Raw genomic sequence first — 25,608 nt, forward strand, 5'->3', positions numbered from 1 at the left:
GATGACTACGTTTAAGAAATTGTTGCAAGGATTGCAGTAGTTGCAGGGGGGGCAACACCTGCAACCCTTGCAGCTCCTGCAACTTTGTCTCCGAAAAGCAGCCTTCAATCAACGGTTTTAGAAAATTGTCCAGTAGTATGTGTTCATTCTTTTATTTATAGAAAATGTTGCCAGCGGACTGGCGGACCAGAGGACCTTCTGAACTTGGTGCCGGGAACGTTGATGATACTGGTGCCTTGAGCAGCGATAACGTAGAGCCAGCTGCCTGGTTGGTACTTCGGGGGATGGGTCAGCCTCCTGGCTTACTGCCTTTTCCTTGCTTTTAACCTTCCCCTGCACCCGCGTCCCCGCCGCCTAACCAGTCAGAGAATCAGCTAATACGTTCTGTACTTTCTGACTTCCTGACTGCTTGACTCCCTGACTAATTGACCCGGCCCGCCTCATCTTCAAGCCCCGTCTTCCGCTTCCGGCTTTTCACCTGCTGGTTACCGAAGGCGTAGCTCAGTGAAAGGGCAGCGTTCCGGCTGTCCCAGTTCCCGCTTCCTTCACTGACCTGACCGTTGAATTCAGAGCGGCCGATCCATCCACTTTTGTAAAAAATGTCGTTAGCACTCAGCTTAACGTTCAACTGGTCGTTTAGGAATTTCTTCTGCAGCCCCAGGTTAAGGGCCCAGTTTTCATCGTACTCGAATACACCACCCCATATACCGGGACCGGAGAAATACCCCGAAACCTCAAAGGTGAGTTGTCCGGGGAGCTTGAACGTTTGCTGCTGGAAGAAACTGTAACTGAACGCCTGCAGGTCAATGGTCCCGTTTTCACCGTAGTCCGCCTGGTTGTTGATGTGGCTCCCACTGATGTTCACGAACGCATCCCAATTTTTGGTCACGGTGAAGGGCAGGCTGGCGTTGAAGCTGAGGACCGTCTTTTTAGCCAGGTTGTCCCAGCCAATGAACCCGGCGCGGGGGTCAATGTCGTCCGGACCAATAAGGCGGGTGATCTGATCCGAGGTCTTACTGTAGGCCAGTTTGAAGTTGTAACGGTAAGCCAACGTGTACCCCAATTCCAGGTTGTCCACGATCTCCGGGCGGAGGAACGGGTTCCCCGTTTCGTAGCTCAGTTGGCTGATCTGGTTGCGGAAGGGATTGAGCACGTTGTAGTCTGGCCGGTTGATCCGGCGACCATAATTCAGGGAGACAGTATTCCCCTTTTGCTGGTTCAGCGCGTAGGTCAGTCCGGCAGAGGGGAAGAAACTCAGGTAGTCTATCTCCACGGGGTCTTCCTGGAGTTCTGTACGGAAGGCGGTCAGCCTACCGGTAGCATCGGTCAGCTCCGACCGCAGACCGGCGTTATAACTGATCTTTTCACTGAAGTTACCGGAGTAGCTGAGGTAGGCGGCGTAGACGTTTTCGTCGTAGTCGAACAGGTTAGAGCGGGTATCGCTTTGTACTTGCTGGTTTCCCTGTTCGTCGAAGAAAAGGAAAGTGTTCTTTGTACCAATTTGGCTCAGTTTGATGCCAGTACCGAATTGCCCCTTTCCAATTGGTTGCTCGTAATCCACCTTAAAGGTGTAAATGTCGATGTCTCGTGGCGTATTGAAGGTGTTCACGACTTCGGTGAGCACCGTTTCCCGGTCTGGCGTCACGTAGGTATTCGGCTGTCGGCGCAAATCAGTATTCCGGAAAATACCGTAATCGAGGTCTACATTTAGGCTCTTCCCTTTGTCGGGGGCGTAACGATAATTGAGGTTGAATTCTCCCCGGTTACGGTTCGTATTACCGGTGGAGCCCGCCAACAGTACACTGTCCACTGGACCGCCAATGGTAGAAATTAGAAAATCGTCGCGTCCTTCATTATCCCCTTGTTGCAGGCTTCCGCTGGCCAGAAAGCCAATGGTACTGTTTTTACTCAGGAAAAAATCGGTGCCGAACTGGCCGAAGTAATCCGTGGTATTTCGCTTGGTGTACAATTCTTCCTCCAGCTTCAGGCCATTCTGAAACATGTCGAAGTTAGTGAGGTGGTAGTTCTCAGAACGCACATTACCCACGCGGCTGAAGACGTTGAGCTTATTGTTTCTGTAGTTGCCCGCCACCGATGCGTTAGAGCGGTTATAACGGCCCTGGGTAGAGGTCAGGTTCGCGGTACCGTTGGCGCCCTCGTTTTCGGCCTTGGACAGCCGGATATCGATGATGCCAGCGTTGCCTTCCGCCTCGTACTTCGCGCCGGGGTTGGTGATGATGTCGATCCGGTCAATCTGTTCGGCAGTGAGGCTGCGCAGGTAATTGGCCAGTTCTTCGCCGGCCAGGGGAAGTCGTTTGCCGTTGACGTAAACAAGTACGCCGGAACGGCTCAGCACGTTGATGTTGTCGTTGTTGTCGATGGTGACGCCCGGCGCTTTTCGCAGTAGGTCCAGACCGTTCTGGCCCACGGCATTGATGGTCCCCTGAACGTTGAAGATCGTCCGGTCGGGCTTAATCTCCACCAGGGCGCGGGTGGCGGTAACGGTGGCTTCGGCTAGTTCAACGGCTGCCGGGCTCATTTGCAAAATACCAAGGTCAAGATTGCCCGGCCCGACGGTTATTTCGCGGACCAGGTCCGGTGCGCCGAGGTAGGTTGCCATCAGCACGTAATCGTTGGGAGCGATATCCGTCAGCTGAAATAGTCCTGCGTCTCCGGTCGTTTCCACCTTCACCAGGTTGGAGTCGAGGTAGAGCGCGATGTTGGCAAAGGCGACGGGGGTTTTGTCGGCATCTTGTAGTTGGCCTTTGATACTGGCCTGGGCGCGGACGCTGGTGCAGAGTAAGGATAAAAGCAGGGTGAGGGCTAAGGAATGGACTGGTTTCATCGGGCAGCTTATTTGAGCGGGCAAAGGTCGTGGTTTATTTGTTCCCCGGCACTTGTGCCGGAGAGTTATTATTTTGACAAAAGTGCCGGGAGCAATTACTAACCGAGGAAAATCGGATCTCCAAATGTATAAGGATGTTCTTGAAAACAGTTCACTACTCCTGCTTGCTCCGCATTACGCATGATGTACCAAAATTCCTGCATGAAATGCTTCCTGTTACGAATGTATCGATCGTAATAACCAGGTGCCCAGAGTTTTCCTTTTCTACCAAGCGACTTATTAACGTCATTGGCCGAACCACCCTTTATTTTTCCTATGACAGAAGCCAGGTTCCGGTAGGAAGGAATTGGGCTAATGAAATCCCAGTCTTTAGGGCATTGGATAGAAAAATCAAGCAATAAGTGAAGATGGTTTGAAAGCAATGCGTAAGCTACGATCTTGTAGTATTGACCGTCGTAACGCTTTAGACGTTCAATAACGGCCTCTGCGGCACGGGAGTTATTAAAAGGATGTTCTTGGGTACGTCTGGCATGTGTTAATTTTTCCAGATGTTGATAATAGAGTTCGTTGATTCGTTCGTGCCGGCCCCTTTTATTCGGGAATCTATCATGAGCAATCTCTTGCAATACCTCAATTCTTCTGCTTTGTAACTGAGTAAGTAATATTGCCGGAATTGCATCATGCGTCTTGATTGTTACTGAGAATACTCCGCCAATAAGCTGGTAGTGGGGCTGAAGAAGCCTATGGAAGACCGTTCTATGATCATCAATGTGAGCCATCTGATTATACGATTTTGTTCCCCGGCACTTGTGCCGGAAAGGAAATGAATAATCTGATGGACTGAGGTTATAATTGTTTTACTGGAGGAGGGGAATGCTGCATCAGAGACTAGTGTGTTACAAATATACATTTATTTTTTTAATAAAAACAAAAAGTTTATATTTTGTCTTGTTCCCCGGTACTTGTGCCGGTACCATAAAGCATTCGGCACAAGTGCCGGGGAACAAGGCTAATCTTTGTGCCGGTACCATAAAGCATTCGGCACAAGTGCCGGGGAACAAGGCTAATCTTTGTGCCGGTACCATAAGCACCCGGCACAAGTGCCGGGGGACAAGACCAACCTTTGTGCCGGTACCATAAGCAACCGGCACAAGTGCCGGGGAACAAGCCCTCCTTGCACCTGCGGCCGCGCCCTCATTAGTCTGTAGTCTGGTTGTCTTGTAGGCCCACCGCAAGAGGATGTTCGCTGCGCTCGCTCTGAATTAATGTTGAAAGTAACCCAGATCGAGGCATCGAAATTTGGTGGTGTAGGCTTTCATTTTTTTCTTGCACTACAAGACTACAAGACTACAAGACTACAAGACTACAAGACTACAAGACTACAAGACTACAAGACTACAAGACTACAAGACTACAAGACTACAAGACTAGTTAACCCGTCCCGCCTCCTCACTAAGCCCAGTACTCCGCCTCCGGCTCTTCACCTTCTGATTGCCAAAATTGTAGCTCAGGCTAAGGGTCGCCCGACGGCTGTCCCAGTTGCCCCGACCTTCAGACACCAAGCCGTTAAATTCGGATCTCCCCCGCCATCCGGAGGTAAAGAACAAATCGTTGCCGCTGATCTTCACGTTCAGCTGGTTGTTCAGGAATTTCTTTTGCAGCCCTAAATTAAGCGCGCCGCTCGTCTGGTACTCGAACACCCCGCCCCAAATGCCGGGCCCGGAGAAGTACCCGCTCACCTCGGCCGTAAAGCCTTTGGGCAGGTTGAAGGTTTGCTGGGAGAAGACGGTGTAGGTAAAGGCCTGCACGTCGATCGAAGCCCCGCCCTCATAATCGGCCTGGTTGTCGATGTAACCGCCCGAGACATTGAAAAAGGCATTCCACTTTGGTGTAATGGTAAAGGGCAGGGCGGCACTGAAACTGTAATTGGTTTGCGTGGCCAGGTTGTCCCAGCTAACGGAAAGGGCGGCGGGAAAGACTTCGTCCGGACCAATAAGGCGGGTGATCTGATTGCTCGTCCGACTGTAGCCCAGCTTGAAATTATAGCGGTAAGCATGGGTATAGCCTAACTCTACATTGTCCACAATCTCCGGATTCAGAAATGGGTTGCCACTTTCGTAACTCAGCTGACTGATCTGGTTACGGAATGGATTCAATACGTTGTAGTTGGGCCGGTTGATGCGACGGCCGTAATTCAACGAGAGCGTATTCCCCTTCTGCTGGTCAAGGGCATAGGTAAGACCGGCACTGGGGAATAAACTGACGTAGTCAAGCTCAACCGGCGGTGCGGCAAGGTCCGCACGGAAAGGCGTCAATACGCCCATCGCGTCGGTCACTTCGGTACGCAGGCCGGCCGAGAAGTTGAGCTTCTCGCTGATCTTACCTGCGTAGTTCACGTAAGCGGCGTACACGTTCTCATCGTAATCGAATTGGTTGGAACTGCTGTTGTTTAGGGTGCGGATATTGGCCGCGTCAACGTCGTAGAACAGGAAGGTGTTCTCGGTGCTGACCTTACTGAATTTCAGGCCGGTGCTAAAGTTGCCGCCAGCAAGTGGTTGCTCGTAATCGAGCTTAGCCGTGGTAATATCAATATTGGTTGGGGTGTCGAAATAGTTGTTGAATACACTGAGCACTTCTGAACCATCGGGGCTCAGGTACCGGTTGGGTTGGTCGCGTAGGCTCTCGTTACGGAAGCTGCCGTAATCCAAATCAATGTTGAGGCTCTTGCCCTCGCCAGCGTCAAAACGGTAATTTAGATTATAAGTTTGCTGGTTGCGATCACCGTTGCCGAAGGTTTCTGCCCGTAGGAGGCTGTCCGGGGTTTCTGATGAATTGGCGACGGTGTAGATGTCAATATTGTTGTACGAGAAATCTTCACTATTGCTCTGCCGACCACTGAGGAGGAAGCCGATGGTGTGTTTGTCTCCCAGGAAAAAATCGGTGCCAAACCGATAATTAGGGTTGCTATTGGTGCTTTTAAAGAAGATCTCGTTATCCAGGTACAACCCGTTCTGGTAGCTGTCGAAATTGACCGTATTGTAAGACTGGCCAGCTCCATACCCTAAGGTGCCGAAAGCATTTAGTAACCGGTTGCGGTAGTTGCCGGTAAAGTTACCGTTGTACTGGCCGTAACGCCCCTGGCTCACGGTAGTGGACACCGTACCGTTGAAGCCTTCGTTTTCGTTCTTTTTCAGACGGATATCGAGGATGCCGGCATTCCCCTCGGCCTCGTACTTGGCACCGGGGTTGGTGATGATGTCGATCCGGTCGATTTGCTCGGCGGTCAGGCTGCGGAGGTAGTTCGACAGGTCATCGCCAGACAGTGGCAGGCGCTTGCCGTCTACGTAGACCAACACGCCGGCGCGGCCGAGGACGTTGATGTTGTCGTTGTTGTCAATGGTTACTCCCGGAGCTTTGCGGAGTAAATCCAGGCCGTTGTCGCCCACCGCATTTATGGTGCCCTGGACGTTGAAGACCGTTCGGTCGGGCTTGATCTCCACCAGGGCCCGGGTGGCGGTTACGGTGGCTTCGGCGAGTTCAACGGCGGCGGGGGCCATTTTTAGTACCCCCAGGTCCAGGACGCCGTTCACGGCCTTGATGCCTTCTTTGCGGAGGTCGGGCGCACCGAGGTAAGTCACGACCAGGTTGTAAGTACCGTCATCAATGCCTTCCATACGGAAAATACCGGCATCGTCGGTGGTCTCTACCTTGACCAGTTTATTGTCCGGGACGGTGTAAAGCGCAACGTTGGCGAAGGCAACGGCCTGGCCGTCGGCATCCTGCACCTGGCCTTTGATCTCGTAGTCGTCCGGCCTTACTTCTTCTGTGGCATTCGGGCCGGCAGCACGCTGAGCATACGCGCTAAGCGGTAGGAGCAACGCGACCAATAAGAGTAGCGCCTTGACGCCTTGACTAAATGACTGTTTGATGCGCTGACTCTCTGACTCCCTGACTCCCCGACTTTTCAGGGCGGGGCCGCAGGTGCCAGCGGGAAGGATAAAAGAGCAAAGCAAATTCGTTGATGGTGTAAAGTTTCTCATGTAACTAGCTATTTGGTGCCTTGGGGAGGCGTTATGCTAGAAGGACGTCCATGAGCACTTCGGGCTGCATGTTAAACCATGCCTTTCGGTTGATGTGGGGTTTGGGTCGACTAATGCTTTTGGTTGGTCGACTAGAGGTGGTGCAGAGGGACCGTAATAAGCATAGACGATCAATTCTTGGGGGTAACGTGGGTGCCGCTAGTGCCGGGCTCCATAGCTAAGTGAGGATATTGCTAACGCCGCCACCGTGCGGAATAACTAGCTGAAGGTCGGGCGTGTGAGTGAAGCCCGGCACTGGGGTTGAGCCGTTTGCAAACGGCTCGGTCATCCCAGCTCAAGTGCGAAGTGGTTCTGCTCCGTTATTTACTACCTTTAGCAAATGTTACCTGGAGTAGCGGAGCCCACTAAATAGCATGAAATTTAAAAATACCACCATGAAATACATTAAAATCATCACCATACTACTACTCAGTTCAGCCATCTCTTTCTATGCCTGTAATGACAATTCTAATGACGTCAGGCAAAAAGCCAGGGAATCGCTGAGAGTTTCAGATTCGCCTACGCCACCAAGTGCTGCGGTTCAAAATCCGGCCATTCCTGAGCCTACTCAAAATGCAGCAGGTGTCTGGCACTATACCTGCAACCAAGGTTGCGCTGGAGGTGGGGGAAAGGATGATACTTGTGCCACGTGTGGAGGTGCTTTAGCACACAACACGGCTTATCATGCCAATGATAATATTGCGCCTCCTGCCAACCCAATAGCGCCTTCAGCCACACCTCCCGTAGTAGAAGCTGCTCAAAATGCAGCGGGTGTATGGCATTATACCTGTGGAAATGGATGCGCAGGGGGTGCCGGAGTTGCTGGCACATGTAGCACTTGTAGTGGTGCCTTGGCGCATAACCCTGCTTATCATCAGTAAGCGGCAAACGCCGATGCGAAAAACTACCATGAAAAAGTATTTTAAACCACCAGCCGAATGAAGACTACCTGTTTCACCATCGGCCTGCTCTGTCTGTTCGGCCAGGGGCTAACCGCTCAGGAGTTCTCTATGCAAGCCAATGTTCGACTGATTCTGGGAACCTACGAAGAACTAACCGCCTCCGTCTCCTGCGGAGACATCGACGGCGACGGCGACAACGATGTCCTGGTCGCCAACGGCAGGCACTGGCCGGGGCAGAACCGAATTTTTATCAATAACGGTCGAGGAATATTCACCGTCGAAAAAGATCTCGGAAACGATAGGGCTACTACCTATGCGACCGAGCTGGCTGACCTGGATAACGACGGCGATCTCGATATTGCCGTCGGTAACGATATGGCGCCCAACAACATATTTCTGAACGACGGTAAGGGAAATTTTACCCGGAGCGGTTCCTTCGGAGAACCATACTCCTCCACAAGAAACCTGACCCTGGGAGACCTGGACCAAGATGGGGATGTCGACATTCTGATCACGAACCGGGGCCGACCCAACGAAATCTGCCTCAACGATGGTACCGGCAATTTTCAGCAAACGATGAACTTCGGTAATAAAGAAGATGCTACCATCGACGTAGAAATCGAAGACATGAACGGCGACGGTAATCTGGACCTGGTGCTGGCGAACAGAGATGAACAACCAAACTATGTTTACTTCAACGACGGGAAGCTGGGGTTTTTCAGGAAAACACCCTTCGGCACCGGCAAGGACAATACCAGGTCCGTGGCGGTAGCTGACCTGAACGAAGACGGGTTCCCAGACATCGTTACGGCCAATATTGGCGAACCTAATGTGATCTACTTCGGGAGCAACCAGGGTACCTTCTCCACGTCTGAAACACTTGGCCCGGACGAAAATGACAGCTACGCCGTGGCCGTGGCTGACGTGGATGGTGACGGTGATCAAGACATCATCGTCGGGAATTCCGAAAGTCCAAATGTTGTCTACCTGAATATGGGAATAGGGGCGAAGTGGACAAAGTACCAGCTCACTGACGACGCCTTCGATACCTACGACATCATTGCCGCGGATCTAAATGGTGACGGACTGCTCGAAATCATCGAAGCTAATTCGGACGAAATAAACCGCTATTACTTTAATCGGACGAAACGCTGAATATCGAATATTTCGACAGTTTCACCGTTAGGGTGGTTCCCTTTACTCCGCTTGCTCACCATGGCGAACAAAGCGTAGCGAAGAGAGTGGTTATTGCGGTAGCCTATTCTCTCCTTTAATTATTCGCTGAATCCCAAGCTAGTTGTAGAGCAGCGAGACTCACTTTAGCGCTTGATTCGCGTTATTACTATTAAATAATTCAACTACAACTGGATAAGAGGGGGAAACAATAGTAACTATACATCACGCCGTAACTTGCAGCAGTAATACATGCTAACCTATTGGTTTTCGTTTCATTTACTCCTAATCTTCCCTATGAAACTATTTGTGCGCTACGTTATTCCGATATTCCTTTTTTTATCTCCCGGTTTTGTTTCTCTCTTTGGCCAATCGCCGGTTGCGATAACCGGCGAAGTTCCCTCCACTCAAAATGGTCGGTTGCCGGACGAAAGGATAGCTTCTTTTCCGTTTGCCGGTGGGCAAATGATCGTCTCCATTGCAAATGCCTTTTCCCGCCTTTATCATTTTGACGGCCAAACGATTCGCGACGTTCTCGTAGAAGATGACATCGTCGTGAATGATTTGGGGGCGGTACCCGGAGGTCGGATCTTTTTTCTGGAAGGGGGAAGCTTCGATGCAGGGGTTTACCTACTGTCCGAAACAGATATGTTGATCACGCCGCTGACCAACGTTTTTGGGCGTTTAGTTCCCGAAGCGGTAACTACCAATACCGGCCTGATTCTTTATCGGGACATAAAGGGTGACGAAGGTGTAATAGCGCTTCACGTTACGGGTGATCCCGCCGAAAACAGGGAGCTTTTCAGGGCTGAATCCGGAACTTACAGGGTGGATCAGGAAGGAGACTTTTGGGTCTTTTCCTTGCTGTCGGGTGGGCTGTACCTCACCGACGGAACCCCCGCCCGAACGCACCGTATTTTCGACTTCGTCCCTCCACCCGCCAATCGGGTGCGCCTGTACGAGGGAGAATATTACTTCATTGCTGAAAATCGCTTCCACGCCTTTGACCCTGATACTGACTCGACACGTACCCTGCGTACTATTGAATACCCCTCAGGAACCACACCGATTACACTATTCGATTTCGCGCCAACACCCGGCGGTATCGTCTACATCGCCGACGTACTCGGGAACGGTACAGAACTCTTTATCCACGAGGGGACTGCTGCCAGTGCTCGTCTTTTTCGGGAATTCGGGGCTTTTACTGCCGATGGCGTGCAGGGTATTACGCCTAATTTCTTTGCCAGGGAATCCCTCCCGGATGGATGGTTCAATTTTGTTGTGCTAACTGATGACATCTGGCTCCCGGAGATCTGGCAGACCGACGGCTCGGAGGCAGGAACGGTACGCATCGGGACCCAGGCCGGCCTTCCCGCATCGGTAAGTTTCACTTATTACGAGAATAAATCCACCGGCGACGTATACCTCAATACCTCCGCTAATAACTTCCCAAATGAGAACGAGGCCCATCTTTATGGAATACGCCGTATGGATGCAGAACCCCGTTTTCGGATCGTCGATAGCATGCTGATCCGTAGCGAAGACCGCAGTGCTTTCGCCGGAGACTGGTTCCTTTACAACAACCGTTTGTCCGGCAATGACAACTGGGTCTCCCACCACCTGGCCGATGGCAGTCTGCAGCGATTTACTGATGGTTCCGACCCACAATTTGGGATCAATTTAAGCGCTCTGAACGGCATGGCTTACTTCCCTTTGTTTCGCCGTGGTATCGGTCGGAGTCCGGTTAGTCTGGTTCTCGGACAGGATACCGTCACCATGCTTTACGATGCTCCTCCGAATGTGTCTGACGGCGATATTCACTTCTTCGTCCTGAACGATGAAATGTACTTTCTGGCCAATGACCTCATCAACGGTATGTCCTTATTTCGTACAGATGGTACCCGATCCGGTACTCGCCTGATCCTTGACGTCCACGACTTGGTGGGGGAGAATAATTTCACTACCCTCGATAAGATTGGACAAGAGATGGTTGCCGTTACCGTTCATGGTGAGGCTTACCGACTGGACCCCGCCGGCGATAGTTTGCGCATCCTGGCGGCAGGCGTAAACAAACTGGAAGAAAGAACTGATAATGGCTACTATGTGTATACCACCCGCTCAGCACCTTCCATTAAGCTGATTAATGATACCCTGACCCTGAATTTAATCAACTTTTTCCCCGACCTGGACAGGTTTACCCAAGTACTCACGGTAGGGAATGAGGTGATTTTTATCAACCAGGATGCTTCTCAGGGAGATTGGCAGTTGGTTTGCTTTGACGCAGAAAATTACGACTTACGGACATTTGATCTTCCCATACCCGGTTTTAATAACCCAAGTAATGCCAGAGACCTCATTTTCAGGTTGGCGGATACGGTATTTCTGGCGCTCCCCGGCACCGACGGAAATAACCGCTTTTTTCGCTACGCTTCCGGGGTGGAGGTACAGGAAGTCACGGGGACCGGTCCGTTCACCGGAAGGCGGGTTTCCAGCTTCCGGGGTGGAGGTGGAACCCCGGCCAGCCTTACTACAGAAGATCCCCAAACCGGGGAGGTGAATATCTACCTTTATCAGGGAGGTGCCTTTCAGTTGTTTCGCAGTGAAATCTCCGGCCGGAAACCCTCCCACCTCGGTGCCCTGCCGGATGGCGTATTGGTGCTGACCCCTGACCAGCTTTCCCGCACGGTATCCACTACCGACCTGACCGAAGACTCCCTGGGAGCCCTGGCGCAGGCAGCAGACGTTAATCAACCGTTGAATGACCTTACGGATATCGGTAATGGAACGTACGCTTTCGTACGCCTAAATGGAAACTCCACGGAGGTGTGGCATTCTGACGGTACCGGCACCGGTACCAATATTGTCCTTACGCTGCCCGGAGATCTTCGCCTGTATGATGATGGTCTGAATACGGAGAGCGGCTGGCTCTTGCTGAGTCCCCAATCGGGGCGTTCTCAACTCCGGTATGTCTACCAACCAGCTACGGGTGAATTATTAACCATCGACCTCGATCTTCCGGAAACGGCTTTCCTCGGGAACATAACCGGTTTCGGCGGGCAGTTTTATTTTAATATCACGGAACTCTTCACCAAAACCGTTTTTTACCTCAAAATCATCTATCCCCAGGATACCGAAACGGCAATCGTCTTCGTGGACGAAAATGAAAACGGCCAATATGATGTAAACGAAGCAGGCGTTCCGGGTCAGCCCGTCCGCTTCGACTTCGTCGACGAAAGCCTCACCACCTTCACCAATCAGGAGGGGCGTTATCCCCGTCTCGGCCAACCGGGCGAGGGCTATGTCGTCCAGTTGATTCCCGATGATTGCTGGCAATTCACCACTCCGGATTCCCTCCGCGTGGCGCCGGGAGATACGCTTCCGGATTTCGGTCTGATCATTAATGAGGGAAGAGGGTCTTTGCGTGCCGAATTGTTTTCCGCACCCGTCCGCTGCGGTTTTACCGTCCCTTTTTGGATCAACCTCACCAACGACGGTTGCCAGCCGTTGACCGACCTGGAAGTCTTTCTCAGCCTGGATTCGGAAGTCAGTATGGACAGCACCCTAATTCCCCCGGACCAAAACATTGACAACGTGCTGTCTTGGGCCATACCTGAACTAGCCATCGGAGCCAGGTGGCGAAACGTAATCTATCTCACCCTTCCCGACGAAAACCGAGCCGGCGAGGTCATCCCCTTCCTGCTGAATGCCCGGGGCCGAACACCCGCTGATTCCCTGACCACCACCACTTTCGTCTACGAACCCGTCCTTCGTTGCGCCATCGATCCCAACGATAAACTGGTGCAGCCCGCCAGGGCTGAACCGAGCAATAGTAACTATACTCAAATCGACGAGACCCTGACGTATACCATTCGTTTCCAGAATACGGGCAACGACACCGCCTTCAACGTTCGCCTGGAGGACCAACTGAGTTCGGACCTGGACCTCAAAACCTTTCGTCCTCTGGATGCTAGCCATCCGTACCGCGTAGAACTTAAAGACAACGGCCTCTTGGAAGTGTTTTTTGATGATATTCTGTTGCCCGACAGCAGTGTCAATTACCAGGCTAGCAATGGTTTCTTCGCCTTTACCGTCGAACTGGCCGACACCGCGCTGGACCGCGAAGTTGCTAATACTGCCGGTATTTACTTTGACTTCAACGCACCGGTAGTCACTAACACCGTAATCAGCACCGTGGTAGAATTCCTGGATGAGGATGCAGATGGTTTCTTCTTCTGGGACGAATGTGATGACGAAAACCCGGACATTAATCCTAATGCCTTGGAGATTAGTGACAACGGCGTCGATGAAGATTGCGACGGCGAAGATGGCACAACCTCGGTCCGTAACCCTTTACCCGGAACACTGCGCGTATTCCCAAATCCAACTCCGGGGAGCATTACCCTCGCTTATTCTTTGCCCGACCAGTTACTGATCACCGTTTTTGATGGGCGCGGCCGCAGGATGCAAACCACGGAACTTAAAAGCAGTGGCCGGTTAGAACTTTCCAACCTACCCGCAGCAGCATATTACCTCCGGGTGATGGAGGTAGCCACCGGACGGTTTACCACCCGCCGGGTGGTGAAGTGGTAGCCGTATTCCGGGCAGGGTTGCTTGCTCCAATATTCCTTCCCCTGCACCTGCGGCCGCGCCCCGGGAAGAATGCGCTGTAAAGCTGCACTACTGTATCTTCCCTAAATGCGATACCCCTCCTCCCACACCGACGCCGGCGCCAAGTCCGCCCTCACCGACGAATATGCCCGCGCCATCTCCGATCTGAAAACGGTTATTAACGGCCTGAGCGATGAAGCACTTTGTCAAATCGTTGACCATGAAACTAAGGACGAAGACTGTCGATCCATTCAAACCATCCTGAGCCACGTTGTTCGTGCGGGCTACGGCTACGCGATCGCCGTCCGGAAGTGGAAAGGGGAGGCGTTGGATTATCACGACCGGCAACCGCTGCCTACCGCCGCAGACTACGCAGCAGCACTCGACGCCGTAATGGCCTACAACGAATTACTTTTTCTCGATTATCCAGACCTGCACCTGGAAGAACACAACCCCAATGCCAAAATCAACGTAACGTGGGGACAGCGCTATGATGTGGAGCAACTTTTCGAACATGCCATTGTACACATCCTCAGGCACCGGCGGCAGATTGAGGGGTTCTTGAGGCGGATGGGGATTTGAAGCTTTCTATTAGACTGGAGAAAAGTCAGTTAAAGACCGGTAAGGTTAAATCCTGAAAGCAAGTAAGTTCTGGTGCCCGTCCTGGTGAATTAAAGAAAGCATTCGCCGCTTCCATCGCACATGAGTTGTCCCAGTAAGTCGTAGGACCGTGGCTCCAACCCGGAAAGATGAGGTGATGGCTGTTACTGAGTTCCCGGTTGAGCTGCGTGGCCCATTTAACCGGCGTCACCACATCGTAGGTGCCGCTGATGAGTAAAGTCGGGATGTCGCTGTTAATGGGTTCATTCTCCTCTGCCGGCGCAGCGCGGACGCTCCAGGTTTGGCAAACCTCAAAGCTGAAAACTAGTGGACTCCTGTTTCGTAAAAAGGGGAATCGTGTGCTTTCTTCAGCCACCTTCTCCGGGGAGGTAAAGCTCAGCTCTTCGCTGCACCAGACGGAGAGACGCATTCCTTTTCCGTTGCCGGAGCCGGCGGTTGGCCAGGAGAAATTGTCCTTCAGGATTTGGGTATTACCATTTATTATTGCGTCCAACATAGCGGGAAAACTGGCTGCCGAGCTTGTATATAATTCTGGAAGATAATCGACAACGTCAGCGCTCCTCAATTGTACTGTCGTGTCTCCTTTGCCATCGGCGCGGCCCACTTGCAGCGCTAATGGTTGGTCGCTGACTTTCGTCAGAAAGTCACGGAAGCGTTGGGCTAGATTCGGATATTTGGCGGCACAATTCGGGGAATTGGCGCAATCAGAAAAGACCCTGTCGTAGGTCTCCATCAGGTTGGTGATCGAGCTTTCATCGTAGTTCACGGCTAATGGCAGCGGGGAATCTATCACTACGCTGCGGAGGCTGGCGGGGAAGTCGCGCATCATAGTTTGGGCAATCTTGGTGCTGTAGGAGATGGTGAGCAGGTTGAGCTGATCGATGTTCAGTGCCCGGCGGAGGTCTTCAATATCAGCAGCAATTTCCCGGGTGTTGTAAGCGTCCAGGTCGATATTTTGGGCCTTCAGTCGATCGCGGCATTTTTCGGCGGCTTTTACGTATTCGGCATTAAGTGCTTCCGGGCTCAGGTTAAGGCCCGCTACGCGGGGGGCAACCTCCGTCCATTCAGGGCAGGCAAGGTTGGGCTTAGCGTGGGTGGTTCCTCGCTGTTCGAACAAAATCAGGTCACGGTCGTCAAGGTATTGAAAAGCCCGCATGTAGGGTGCTGCACCCATTGAAGTGTAGCCAGGGCCTCCAACAGTATACAATACTGGATCGGGTGCCGGGTTAGCCTTCCTGCTTTTGAAAATATAGACGGGCAGCTGGATCGTTGGGCCATTTGGTCGTTGCCGGTTTTCTAGTACTTCCAAGTAGCCGAAAGTGTAAGGTGTTTTCTTCCCATCCACCTTGACGGGCGGTTCGTTCGAAGCTGTAAAGCGTGGGGTGAATACCGAACTGGCGGGTTGGTTCTGGCAGCTAAAAAGTACAAGTATTAATAGAGCGGCAATTACGAAGCGCATACTAAGGAGGAGATTGGTTCTGCCACAAACGTAGGACCAGAACCCCCCTGCTGGTGGCTCAATTAGCTAATTGAGCCCAGTAGTCAGGCCAGTTTTTCGCGTAATGCACTCGGAGAGATGCCTTCAAACTTTTTTACTGCACGCTGGAAGGAGGCTTTAGAGTTGAAACCGGATTCGAAGGCCAGACTTAGTAAAGTGTAGTGCGCCTTCCCGGGGTCCCGGAGCCGTCGTTTCAGTGCTTCGATGCGGAACCGATTAACGTAGTCATTGAAGCGTGTTTTCATTATTTCCTTCAGGCATTGACTGATGAGGTAAGGTTTCACGTTGAGCTGAGCCGCCAGCGAATGCAACGAAAGATTTGGGTCCTGGTACACTTTTGCTTCGGTCATCAATTGCCTGATCCGGCTGGCGAGGGTTTCAAGGCCGGCTAACTGTTCCGGACTACTGGCCGTTTTGTCCGGTTGGGGTTGGTGCGCTTTTTTGAGGTAGCTTTCCATACCGAGCCAGTACGTTAGCGCCGCAATGCCAATGAACAAAGGATAGTAATAGAATCGGGTAAAGAAATAGTAAAAAGTCCTGAAGGAGGCGTCGAAGAAAAGGGCGAAATCGATGAGCACAATGCCAATGATTATGGCGAAATACCAGGAGAAGGCGCGTAAAACACGGGCCAGCCAGGCGACTTTTTTAGTAGCGGGAAATGCCCGGACGAGTAACGCTGCCCGGCGAGTGTAAAACACCAGCAGCAAGCTGGCGACAATGTACTTAAAGGGGTAGTTCATCCATACCACGTAGCCCCAGTAACCTAGCCAGGAGAGGCTGTCGCGTGTCCCGTCCCAATAGAAATTTTGGGAACGAACGAAGTTGTTGCACAGCAACTCAAGTCCGACGGGGAGGAAATGAATCCAATCCTGGCGGGACAACCGGAAGTCCGGTTCTAACCAGGCTTTGACGAAGAGATAAATTAGCGGGCCGTAAATCCAATTGAACTCCTGCGTGAGGTGGTACCAGACATCGTAGTACCCCAGGCCAAAAAGCCGGAGAATTTCGATGACCAGCTGGTAAGCGAAGAAGAACAATAAGGCGGCCAGAAGGCGAGATGCAGTAGCATTAGATCGCTCTCCCCGCAGAAATAATGCTCCGTATACAATACCCTGGACCGCGCCGATCGAGAGGACTACAATGAGGAGTATCGTTAGGGGCGGCATAAGCTTATCCGAAGGGAGAGAAATTGAGTAAAGTTGAAAACATTGTGCTTTAAACCCGATAAACGGACCCCACTGAGTTTAAGCCTACAACTGAGTCCATTTTTCGCTCCCACGGCTATTCTCCACCACCTTCTCCACGAAGATCATGCCGCGCAAACCGTCTTCGACGGAAGGGAAATCAGTGTGCAGCGGATTAGGTGTAGTGCCTTCTAAGCGGGCGCGGACGCAGGAGGCAAAGTTGCGGTAAATGTTGGCAAAGCCTTCGAGGTAACCTTCGGGGTGCCCTGCGGGCACCCGGAAGTGGGCGTTGGCCGCGTCGGAGAGCTCGCCGACGCCGGTCCGCAGGTGAGTGGCGGGGCCTTCGTGCTGCTTCACGATTAGCGTATTGGGGGTCATCTGGTGCCACTCCAGGCCGCCAGTCTCTCCCCATATCCTGATGTTGAGGGCGTTCTCTTCGCCAACGGCGATTTGGGAACAGTGCAGTACTCCCTTGGCGCCACCCTCCAGGCGGAGGAGGATATTGGCGTCATCATCCAGCAAACGACCTTCCACGAAGGAGGTCAGGTCAGCGCAGACTTCGGTAATCTTGAGCCCGGTGATGTATTCTGCCAGGTTCTCGGCGTGGGTGCCGATGTCCCCCATGGCACCACCCATGCCCGACTTCGCGGGGTCTACCCGCCAGCCAGCCTGCTTGTGGTCCGTTTCCTCCTTCTTCGTGGCCAGCCAACCCTGCGGGTACTCCACCACCACCTTGCGAACTTTCCCGATCTTGCCCGTAGCGACCATATCGCGGGCCTGTTTAACCATCGGATAGCCGGTGTAATTGTGGGTTAGGGCGAATATCAAACCAGTTTCCTTTACCAGGTCAACCAGGATCCTGGCTTCGGAAACGCTGAAGGTGACCGGTTTGTCACAGACTACGTGAAAGCCATTCTCCAGAGCCAGTTTTGCCGGGCCGAAATGGACGTGGTTGGGGGTGACGATCGACACAAAGTCCATTCGCTCACCAAGTGGAAGCTCCTTTTCTTTCAGGATCATCTCTTCGTAACTACCGTAAACACGGTCCTGCGGAAGGTAAAAGTCCTCACCGCTCAAACGACTCTTCTCAGGGTTAGAGCTGAAGGCACCACAAACCAACTCGATCTGTTGGTCAATTGCTGCAGCAATGCGGTGGACGCCGCCAATAAATGCTCCGCGGCCGCCACCGACCATTCCCATTCTTATTTTTCTGGACATCTTAGTTGTTGTTTTCTTGGAGTGCCATAATACGGAGAGTAAGGGAAAAAAGCGGTAAAGTGGAAAAGGAAAAAGAAGTAAGGGGAATTAAGACGATTCCTTCCTTTTATCCCCTTGCTCCTTTATCCTTTTACTTTGCACCTGCGGCCGCGCCAAAAACTCTCGTAACTTTGCCCTGTTCCAACAGACCAACAAGCGAATAGACCAACCATGTTCGAATCCACCACCACTCACCGCGTACGATATGGCGAAACCGACCAGATGGCCTACCTCTACTACGGAAACTATGCTCTGTTGTACGAGATCGGCCGGGTCGAAATGCTGCGTGACCTCGGGCTGACTTACGCTAATATGGAGGTCGAGCACGGCATCATGCTGCCGGTCATGAGCCTGAACCAACGATTTGTGCGCCCGGGGCGTTATGATGAATTGTTGACCATTACCACGACTTTGCGTAAGTTGCCAATTGATACGATCACCTTCCATGTCGAAATTCGTAATCCGAAGGGTAAGTTGGTGAATGGCGGATCCGTTAAATTGTGTTTCGTCGATATGAAAACCGGTAAAGCCGTGCCTGCACCGGACTATCTACTTGAAAAACTTCGGCCTCATTTTGAAGCGTAAGCTGCGAATCTTAGTTAGCCTTAAAAACTTTTTCCTCCAGCACCCCGTCTGGCTTGGAATACTCAAGTACACCAAAGAAAATTCCTTCATTGGCTTTCATGGTGTGCCCATCTACGACGTGGTCGTTTTTGTAATTCATGAGGTGCAACGCGATGATCTTTTTACCCGCGCCAACAGTGTTGCCTTTAGCATTTTTCTGTCCCTCTTTCCTGCCCTGCTGACCATCTTCACCCTGCTGCCTTTTGTGCTTGATGTCCTGGTGATCTGGTACCCTGCCATCGGCAACTTCAACGAGACGCTCGACGAAGAGATCAGCCAGGTGATGCCCGGCCAGGCTGGAGAATTTGTGCTTGTTTTTGTTCAGGAAATCACGAATTCACCCAGGATCGGCTTGCTCAGTTTCGGCTTTTTGCTGGCCATTTATTTCTCCAGCAACGGCGTTATCGCGCTCATGGCAGCCTTCGAAAAAAGCTACGTTAAGACCTTCAAGCAACGCAATGTCTTTAAAAAACGCCTGATTGCCGCTGGATTGACGTTGCTGATCGGCCTTTTCCTCGCGGCCAGTACGCTCTTTGTCATCATGGGAGATTCCATCGTGAACTGGCTTACCGGTGCTTCCGCCGGTAGTTTTGCTTCCTTTATGGGCAATGTTCTCCGGTGGATCATCATGATCAGCCTGTACTACGTTACCATCGGTACTCTATACCGCTACGGTGCGGCGACGATCAAAAAATTTAGCTACTTCAGTCCCGGCGTCACGCTGGCCACCTTCCTTTCCCTCGCCACTTCGGTTGCCTTCAGTTTCTACATCGACGGTTTTGACCGGTACGATACTTACATCAAATTTTACGGCTCCATCGCCACCATTATTATTGTGATGCTGTGGCTCCAACTCAACGCACTTATCCTCATCATTGGGTTTGAGCTGAACGCCGCCATTGCGGTGCGCAGGGACCTTACTTTGGTGGAGGAGGAATGACCAGTTTTCGCGATTTCGCCCCGGTCCCCGCGATTTGTAATCGCGATTGGACGCAGCGCTCTATGAGCGCCAGAGAAGAGTTTTGGAGCCCCTTGCGCTCATAGAGCGCCTCGTCCAATCTTCTCCGGAGGGGAAGCTCACCACTTATAAAACACTCCGTCCATTCTCTCCTCAGACGTGAGGTTGACCGCTATTCCGACGTACATCCCGAAACCTTCGACAAACGACACAACGGTAATAGAATGTTTTGGCGTTATTGTGGTTACTAATCAGACACCCATGGCCACTATACTTACTGCAGCGATTCCCCTAAGTTTTGGTTTGATGATCCTCCTTTTTTGGTGGAGCGCCAACCGATCTAATTTTGCCAAAAGCAAGATAGTATTTCGTCCTTTTCAGTCTGTTCGCCGTAAAACCCGCCGCTCATGATTACCATACTTTCCTACGTCGCCCTGACCGCGGGGGGCATTCTGATCCTGCTGCTGCTCTTGTCACTGGTAAGTGGTTTGGATCTTGATCTGGATGTCGATACTGACGCCGGTGGAGGACTCGGTGCGCTTAAAGGCGTACTGACGTTCCTGGCCGTAGGTGCCTGGGTGGTTCGCCTGGTGTTGCTTACGGAAGCTAATCCTATTATGGCTTTTCTGGTGGGCGCGGCCGCAGGTGCAGTAGGCGTTTATTTGCTGAGCTTACTCCTGAAATTTTTGCTTTCTCAACAAGAGTTCGTCAATTGGTCCATCGAAGACGCCATTATGGAGCAGGGTACAGTATACCTCCGCATCCCCGCCGATGGCGAGGGGTTAGTGCAGGTCACGGTCCGGGGCCGTAAGCGTGAACTCAAAGCCCGCTCCTTATTAAGCGAGGACATCCCGACCGGAGCCCCCATCGTTGTCGATCAGATCGGGGAAGATGGGGTGGTGGTTGTCAGCCCAACTAGCTGACAACCCGATAACCAGAAAACTTGACAACCTCGATAACTCGAAAAAAATCACTCATTAATCCCCCCCACACCGGGGAGCTAAACCCTTATCACTATGTTCGAATTAATTGGAGGAGCTGTGCTCCTAGTAGTATTGTTCGTCTTCTTCCTGGTCAGCCGGTACAAACGTTGCCCTTCAGATAAGATCCTCGTCGTCTACGGTAAAACTGGTGGTGGCCAGTCCGCTAAATGTTACGCCGGTGGCGCTGCCTTTGTCTGGCCCGTCATCCAGGATTATCGCTACCTCGACCTGACGCCGCTGTCCATCGACGTGAACCTCAAGGATGCGCTTTCCAAGCAGAATATCCGGGTCAACGTCCCTTCGCAGTTCACCGTAGGTATCGGTGAAGACGAAAACCTGATGCTCGCAGCGGCCAACCGCCTCTTGTCTCTGACTCGCGAGCAGGTTGCCCGCCTGAGCCAGGACATCATCATGGGCCAGATGCGTCTCGTGATTGCCAACATGGACATCGAGGAACTGAATACCGACCGCGACAAATTCGTCTCCAGTGTTTACTCCAACGTAGGGGAAGAACTTCACAAAGTAGGTCTTCGCCTTATCAACGTAAACGTTACTGATATCCAGGATGAGTCTGGCTACATCATGGCCCTCGGTCAGGAAGCTGCCGCCCGTGCCATCAATGAGGCGGAGGTTAAAGTTGCTCAGGAGAAACGTACCGGTAGCATTGGCCGTGCCGAAGCGCAGCAGGAACAGCGGACTAAAGTAGCTGCCCTTACCGCCCAGGCGGAGATCGGTGAAGCGGAAGCTGCCCAGGAACAACGCATCAAGATTGCCGATGCCAACGCCCGTGCCATGGTCGGTGAAGCCGAGGCGACCCAGGCACAGCGGATCAAAGTCGCCGACGCCAACTCACGTGCCGAGATCGGAGAATCCAAATTCAACGCCGAAGCCCAGGAGGGTAAGAACGAAGCGGCCATCAAGATCGCCGAGTCCAACGCCGCCCGCGACGTAGCCCTCGCTGAAGCCAATCGCCGTGCCGAAGCTGCCCGCAAAGTCGCCGTCGCCAAGGCCCAGGAGGAATCCTATAAAGCCCAGGAAGCTGCCGAGAAAGCCCGCGCCCTGAAGGAGAAGGCAGAGAAGGAAGCCGAGCAGGTTGTCCAGGCCGATATCGAGCGCCAAAAGGCGGTGATTGCTGCCCAGGCTCAGGCCGAAAGTAAGCGAGAGATTGCAAAAGGCGAAGCCGATGCTGCGCTCGCAAAGTATAAGGCCGAAGCTCAGGGTATGGAGGAATTGCTCAAGAAACAGGCCGAAGGTTTCCAGCAACTTGTCGCCGCCGCCGGCGGAGATGCCCAAAGCGCCATCAACTACCTTATGCTCGATAAACTGGAGGCACTGACCAAGATCCAGATCGAAGCCATCAAGGACGTCGAGATCGACAAGGTCATCGTTTACGACAATGGTAATGGCAAGGGCGTAGGCAACTTCGTCCAGGGCCTCTATGGCATGGTCCCCCAACTCAACGACTTCCTCAGCCAGAGTGGCATGAGCCTGCCCAACGGGCTGGTGCAGCAAAAGCCGGAAGACGCCGAAACGGTCGACGAAACGAAGTCCGCTCCCCAGAAGGGAGACGGCAACAAGAGTTAATGAGTAGTTTGATTCGTAGTTTATTTGAATGGCCCGGCTTTCCTTCGTGGGGAGCCGGGCCTTTTTTGGTCGCTAGCGCTCTAGTTGTAAGTGTTGCAGTGGTTGCAAGTGTTACAGCCCGCGCACCCTTGCAACGGAGCGGAGGCGACCTGCAACCCCTGCAACGGAGCGTAAGCGACCTGCACCCCCTGCAACGGGAGCGCAGCGACCCTGCAACCCTGCAACGGAGCGTAAGCGACCTGCACCCCCTGCAACGGGAGCGCAGCGACCCTGCAACCCCTGCAACGGGAGCGCAGCGACCCTGCAACCCCTGCAACGGGAGCGCAGCGACCCTACCTGCACCCTGCAATGGAGCGCAGCGACCCCCACCCTGAGTGATAAGTGGCACATAAATACCCCCACAGACCACAAGCCTCCAAAATATACTTGTCAGGTACACTTATCTTGAGCATCCCTTCAACCTCCGGAAGATGCTCCCTCTTTTCTCTTTCCCCCTTTCCCCTTTACTCCTGCGCAGCCTGATTTTCCTGCTACTCTGTGGTTCCCTATCCGGCTGCCGTCAGGAAACAGCGCCAGAGTTTCGCTTCCGCGTAGCCCTTTGGGCCAACGAGCGACACACCTGGTACGAGGCCATGAACGCCTTTGCCGCAGAAATTGAGGAACAATCAAACGGAAGAATGGAGGTGGAAGTCTATCCCTCTGAGCAACTGGCCAAGGAAATCGAAGCCATCCGCCTGATCCAGGCGGAGGTGATCGACATGACGGTGACGGGGTCTTTGCTGAGTAACTGGATTGAGATCGCCGCCTTCTGCGAATTACCATTTTTATTGAAGAGCGAGGAAGACCGTGTCGCTTTGCTGGAAGGAGAAATCGGCCAACGCATCGAACGGGAGATGTTGGAAGAAATGGGCCTGCGGCCCCTGGGGCATTTTATCCGAGGACCACGCCAGCTGACCTCCAATCGACCCATTCGCCATCCGGATGAATTGGAAGGCATGATCCTGCGGGTCCCCAACGTGCCGTCATTCGTCACGGCCTGGAAGGCCATGGGCGCTAAGCCAACGCCAATGGCCTTTTCCGAAGTATTCACCGGCTTGCAACAGGGAACGGTCGACGGCCAGGAAAACCCCTTCGCCCTGATCCTCAATGCCGGTTTCGCCGAAGTACAGCAATACGTCAACCTGACGGAGCACGTCATGAGCTGGAGCTACCCCGTGGTGGGGGAACGACAGTTTCAGGCGCTGCCCGACGACTTGCAGATGATCTTCCTGACGGCGGCAAAGAACATGCAGGCCTTCGAGCATCAACTGTTTACAGACAACGAGACTAAGGTGATGGAGGAGCTAAGAGAGAAGGGAATGACTTTTGTGGAAGTCGATAAGGCTGCCTTCCAGGAACGGTGCGAAAATGCGATTTACGAAAGCCTTAGCCCGGAAATGCAGGTAGTGTACCGGTCTTTTATGGCGGAGCGTAAAGCGGCAAATGAAGGAAAATGAACGTAAGAAAAACCATTCGTAGAATACTACGGGCCGGGATTGTCCTGAGTACTCTGGGCTTGATCCTGAGTGTGCTCATCCAGATATACGGTCGCTTTTTCCTGGCGGCTTCGCCGCCCTGGACGGAAGAAGCTTCCCGCCTTTTCTTCATTTACACGGTCGCCTTTGGCGCAGCCCCCGCCCTGGAAGATGGTTACTTCGTTTTCCTCGATCTGCTGCGCGATCGGTTGTCGGCTGCCTGGGCTAAAAGACTTGGGGTTATTGTCAATCTGAGCATTATTCTCCTGTGTGGGGCCATGGCGGTATATTCCCTGAAGTTCGTGGTCATGGGCTACGCCGAAAGGTCTCCGGGAATGCATATCCGGATGGCTTTTTCTTTCTTCAGCATGTTTTTGCTGTTTGCCTCCCTGGCTGTCCTGCCCCTCCTCTCCGAATTAAAGCGCTTCCGAAATACTAAAGCATGATCGCCATTCTCGCCCTTGTTTTCGTAGCCTGTCTGCTGCTCCGTTTTCCGATCGCCTTTGCGCTGGGCCTGGCCTGTCTGGCTTACTTGCTCGCAAAAGGGATCCCTTTGGTGGTAGTACCCATGAAGATGTATTCAGGAATCGACGTCTTTGTCCTACTGTCTGTTCCTGGCTTTATCCTGGCAGGGAACCTGATGAACCAAGGCGGACTAACGGCAAAGATCATCAACTTTTGTAACCACCTGTTTGGCCACATTCGTGGTGGCCTGGCCCTGGCTAATGTGGGCACCTCCATGCTCTTCGCCGGCATCTCGGGCACGGCCATCTCCGATACGGCCAGCATCGGTGCCGTTATGATTCCGGCGATGAAGAAAGAGGGCTACGATGGCCCTTTCGCCAGTGCGATCACCGCCGTGTCCAGTACCGTTGGTCCCATCATTCCGCCAAGCGTACCGATGATCATCGCCGCAACCCTGAGTGGGATTTCGGTCGGTAAGCTCTTTCTGGCCGGCGTCATTCCCGGACTGCTGCTGGGCCTGGGGATGATGGTGACGGCCTACATCATCTCCCGGCGGCGAGGGTACCCCAAACGCGAGCGCAGCTCGCTGCGGCAAATCGGTAAGGGCTTCATCAATACTTTCTGGGCATTGTTGATGACCATCATCATCCTGTACGGCATCATCGGGGGCTTGTTTACGCCGACCGAAGCCTCTATTGTAGCGGTAATCTATGCGCTGATTGTAGGCCTGTTCGTGTACCGGAAACTGACCTTCAAACGCATCCTGGTGGTCGTGATCGACAGCATGAAGGTGTCGGCCTCCCTTATGGTAATCATCGGCTTTGCGAATCTCTTCGGCTGGATCCTGATCACCGAACGGTTTCCGCAATGGATATCCGGGGAAATACTTGCATTCACCACCAATAAATATATGGTCTTGTTACTGATCAACCTGCTGTTGATCCTTGTCGGCACCTTCATGGAAACGGTCGCAGCTTTGTTGATACTCTTTCCCATTCTGCTGGGCGTAGCCACCGGGGTAGGGGTGGAGCCGATCCATTTCGCCCTCATCGCGGTCCTCAACCTGGTGATTGGACTAACCACACCACCGCTTGGTATCTGCCTTTTCGTAGCTTCCAGCATCGGTAAAACACCGATCGGGGCGGTAAGTCGGGCGAGCATCCCTTTTTTATTGGTCAATCTGGCGATACTAACGGTGGTGACGCTGGTACCGGGGGTTTGTTTGTGGTTGCCTTCCTGGTTGGGGTGAGGTCGCTCTGCTCTGGTTGCAGGCGTTGCAGGGTCGCTTCGCTCTGGTTGCAAGTGTTGCAGGG

Annotated in this window: 17 protein-coding genes; 11 read left to right on the plus strand and 6 right to left on the minus strand. The window is 52.8% G+C overall.

The genetic code is table 11. The features are described 5' to 3' along the window. Nucleotides 1-421: 421 nt before the first annotated feature. From B036_RS0120080 to B036_RS0120090, 3 genes are all read right to left on the minus strand, one after another. Nucleotides 422-2,845, minus strand: a complete 2,424-nt coding sequence (locus tag B036_RS0120080) for an outer membrane beta-barrel protein (RefSeq protein ID WP_020570529.1) — start codon at nucleotides 2,843-2,845, stop codon at nucleotides 422-424. Nucleotides 2,846-2,943: 98 nt separating this feature from the next. After that, complete coding sequence (locus B036_RS0120085; RefSeq protein ID WP_020570530.1) at nucleotides 2,944-3,624, minus strand: transposase; 681 nt, start codon at nucleotides 3,622-3,624, stop codon at nucleotides 2,944-2,946. Nucleotides 3,625-4,272: 648 nt separating this feature from the next. After that, nucleotides 4,273-6,885, minus strand: coding sequence for a TonB-dependent receptor (locus B036_RS0120090; RefSeq protein ID WP_083926265.1), 2,613 nt, complete (start codon nucleotides 6,883-6,885; stop codon nucleotides 4,273-4,275). Nucleotides 6,886-7,319: 434 nt separating this feature from the next. Here B036_RS0120090 and B036_RS33710 point away from each other — a divergent pair, with 434 nt between their 5' ends. The 4 genes from B036_RS33710 to B036_RS0120110 all read left to right on the plus strand — a co-directional run bounded on the left by B036_RS33710 (nucleotide 7,320) and on the right by B036_RS0120110 (nucleotide 14,189). Then, the gene (locus B036_RS33710; RefSeq protein WP_157472259.1) at nucleotides 7,320-7,805 is read left to right on the plus strand and encodes a hypothetical protein; all 486 of its coding nucleotides are present in this window, start codon (nucleotides 7,320-7,322) and stop codon (nucleotides 7,803-7,805) included. Between the two features lie 57 nt (nucleotides 7,806-7,862). Next, entirely contained in the window at nucleotides 7,863-8,981 is a 1,119-nt protein-coding gene (locus B036_RS0120100) for an FG-GAP repeat domain-containing protein (protein ID WP_020570533.1), read from the plus strand. Between the two features lie 315 nt (nucleotides 8,982-9,296). Beyond that, nucleotides 9,297-13,589, plus strand: a complete 4,293-nt coding sequence (locus B036_RS0120105; protein WP_020570534.1) for a DUF7619 domain-containing protein — start codon at nucleotides 9,297-9,299, stop codon at nucleotides 13,587-13,589. 105 nt (nucleotides 13,590-13,694) lie between these two features. Further along, on the plus strand, nucleotides 13,695-14,189 hold the full coding sequence (locus tag B036_RS0120110; protein ID WP_020570535.1) for a DinB family protein: 495 nt from the start codon (nucleotides 13,695-13,697) through the stop codon (nucleotides 14,187-14,189). 25 nt (nucleotides 14,190-14,214) lie between these two features. Here B036_RS0120110 and B036_RS0120115 read toward each other — a convergent pair whose 3' ends face one another. The 3 genes from B036_RS0120115 to B036_RS0120125 form a co-directional block, all read right to left on the minus strand. Beyond that, entirely contained in the window at nucleotides 14,215-15,687 is a 1,473-nt protein-coding gene (locus B036_RS0120115; protein ID WP_020570536.1) for an alpha/beta fold hydrolase, read from the minus strand. Nucleotides 15,688-15,770: 83 nt separating this feature from the next. Further along, complete coding sequence (locus B036_RS0120120) at nucleotides 15,771-16,892, minus strand: helix-turn-helix transcriptional regulator (RefSeq protein WP_020570537.1); 1,122 nt, start codon at nucleotides 16,890-16,892, stop codon at nucleotides 15,771-15,773. Nucleotides 16,893-16,976: 84 nt separating this feature from the next. Further along, nucleotides 16,977-18,128, minus strand: coding sequence for a Gfo/Idh/MocA family protein (locus tag B036_RS0120125; RefSeq protein ID WP_044103237.1), 1,152 nt, complete (start codon nucleotides 18,126-18,128; stop codon nucleotides 16,977-16,979). Between the two features lie 210 nt (nucleotides 18,129-18,338). On the opposite strand from B036_RS0120125, the gene B036_RS0120130 reads away from it, so the two are divergent. The 7 genes from B036_RS0120130 (at nucleotide 18,339) to B036_RS0120160 (ending at nucleotide 25,544) form a co-directional block, all read left to right on the plus strand. Continuing rightward, complete coding sequence (locus B036_RS0120130) at nucleotides 18,339-18,752, plus strand: acyl-CoA thioesterase (protein WP_020570539.1); 414 nt, start codon at nucleotides 18,339-18,341, stop codon at nucleotides 18,750-18,752. Beyond that, complete coding sequence (locus tag B036_RS0120135) at nucleotides 18,742-19,731, plus strand: YihY/virulence factor BrkB family protein (RefSeq protein ID WP_020570540.1); 990 nt, start codon at nucleotides 18,742-18,744, stop codon at nucleotides 19,729-19,731. The genes B036_RS0120130 and B036_RS0120135 overlap by 11 nt, the downstream gene beginning before the upstream one ends. A gap of 425 nt (nucleotides 19,732-20,156) precedes the next feature. Next, nucleotides 20,157-20,672 (plus strand): KH domain-containing protein, encoded by a 516-nt coding sequence (locus B036_RS0120140; protein WP_020570541.1) that lies wholly within the window; start codon nucleotides 20,157-20,159, stop codon nucleotides 20,670-20,672. Nucleotides 20,673-20,765: 93 nt separating this feature from the next. Next, complete coding sequence (locus B036_RS30280; protein ID WP_020570542.1) at nucleotides 20,766-22,316, plus strand: flotillin family protein; 1,551 nt, start codon at nucleotides 20,766-20,768, stop codon at nucleotides 22,314-22,316. 470 nt (nucleotides 22,317-22,786) lie between these two features. After that, nucleotides 22,787-23,812: a TRAP transporter substrate-binding protein gene (locus tag B036_RS0120150; RefSeq protein WP_020570543.1), complete on the plus strand. Its 1,026-nt coding sequence runs from the start codon at nucleotides 22,787-22,789 to the stop codon at nucleotides 23,810-23,812. Then, nucleotides 23,809-24,276 carry a TRAP transporter small permease gene (locus B036_RS0120155; protein WP_020570544.1) on the plus strand — a complete coding sequence of 156 codons (468 nt, stop codon included), beginning with the start codon at nucleotides 23,809-23,811 and terminating at the stop codon, nucleotides 24,274-24,276. Before B036_RS0120150 ends, B036_RS0120155 begins: the two co-directional genes overlap by 4 nt. Then, on the plus strand, nucleotides 24,273-25,544 hold the full coding sequence (locus B036_RS0120160) for a TRAP transporter large permease (protein WP_020570545.1): 1,272 nt from the start codon (nucleotides 24,273-24,275) through the stop codon (nucleotides 25,542-25,544). The genes B036_RS0120155 and B036_RS0120160 overlap by 4 nt, the downstream gene beginning before the upstream one ends. Nucleotides 25,545-25,608 lie beyond the last annotated feature (64 nt).

This window comes from Neolewinella persica DSM 23188 (assembly GCF_000373105.1).
Classification (GTDB): domain Bacteria; phylum Bacteroidota; class Bacteroidia; order Chitinophagales; family Saprospiraceae; genus Neolewinella; species Neolewinella persica.